General features: G+C 60.8%; 1 protein-coding gene. It reads left to right on the top strand.

The genetic code is table 11. The features are described 5' to 3' along the window. Positions 1–383 precede the first annotated feature (383 nt). Positions 384–1,311, top strand: a 928-nt coding sequence (locus tag JCM9942_RS16175) for a hypothetical protein (RefSeq protein WP_157723004.1), incomplete at its 3' end; no start/stop codon positions are given.

Raw genomic sequence — 1,311 nt, 5'->3', positions numbered from 1 at the left:
CCGCTTCGGTGCGGCCGAACGTCGGCGTGGCGGGGGCGGGCGCCCCGCGGGCGCAGAGGCGTTGCCGGAGGCAATTCCTGTGCCCGAGCCCGGTTCAGATTCGGCGGTTTCGCCCTCTGTTCCCTGAAGTGGAATACATTGCTCGCCCCGTATTTAAGACTATTGACGCTTGCTTAACGCCCACCTATAGTGCGGCGTTACTGGGGACTGCGCACTGTTTGGAGTATGCGCAGAACGGGGCCAAGGGGCGAATCAGGGAATTCCCGGGGTTGCTTCTAGGTACCAAGTGCCGGCGCCGGCACGTGCATGCGAACGGCGCGTGGTGTCCAGTAACGCTGTTGTATACAAACAACAAACCTAAGCTTAGGAGTTTTACTTAAATGATGAACAAGAAGGTTCTCGTCGCCGCCATCGTGGGTGGCCTGTTTGCTGGCAACGCTGCCGCTGCCGATCTGTCGGCTGCAGGTGGTGCCGTCCCGGCGTACTTCGCCAAGGAAATCATTGCTACCCCGGCTGCCCCGGCTGAGTTGGGTACCAGTGCGGCTGGCGCCACGCTGGACTGGAAGATCGGCTACAACTTCTCCAACAACGAAGTGCGTTACGCCCGCGTCGAGTGCTCGGACAACATCGAATTCGATGCTGCTTCGACCGTGGAACTCAGCACCCCGGCGCACGGCAATATTGGTGCCATCAATGGTCTGGGTACCAACGTTCTGACCTTCTCGCTGACCTCGGTTGGCAGCGATCTGGTTGGTACCGACACCCTGACGCTGAAGGGTGACCACAGCGTCACCAGCACCGACAGCGACGTGAGCTGCACGGTTGCCCTGTATGACCTGCCGTCGCAGGCGCAGAACGGCGGCACTGCCGGCCTGATCCAGAACACCAGCTTCAGCGGCGCGTACCTGTCGTTCGCTCCGAGCTATGAGCTGGTCGTCACCCCGACCACCCATGTTGCCGACGTCGAATCCACCCCGACCTTCAGCAAGTTCGTTATCAATGGTCTGGTCACCCCGGCTGCTGGCGTGGCAAACATCGGTCACAACACCCTGGCTCTGCGTCTGCGTGACCCGGATGGTCCGGGCGGCAGCGTTGCGGCGACCCGTGGTAAAAATGGTGTTATTTTCACCAATCTGAATCAGATCCTGGGCGCTGGTACCAACCTGCTGGTTGATGGTGATTACAGTCTGGTCGCCACTGCAGGTGCTGATCCGTTTGATGCGGCAGCTCTTGCTCGCGTCAAGCTGAGCAACGGCGGTGTCCTGGGTGCCGGTGCCTCTGCCCTGACCGCAACCCGTGCAACCTTCAAGG

This window comes from Stenotrophomonas pictorum JCM 9942 (genome assembly GCF_001310775.1).
In the GTDB taxonomy this organism is placed as follows: domain Bacteria; phylum Pseudomonadota; class Gammaproteobacteria; order Xanthomonadales; family Xanthomonadaceae; genus Stenotrophomonas; species Stenotrophomonas pictorum.
The sequence above is the reverse complement of the archived record's forward strand: the minus strand, read 5'-3'. Positions and strand labels throughout refer to the sequence as shown.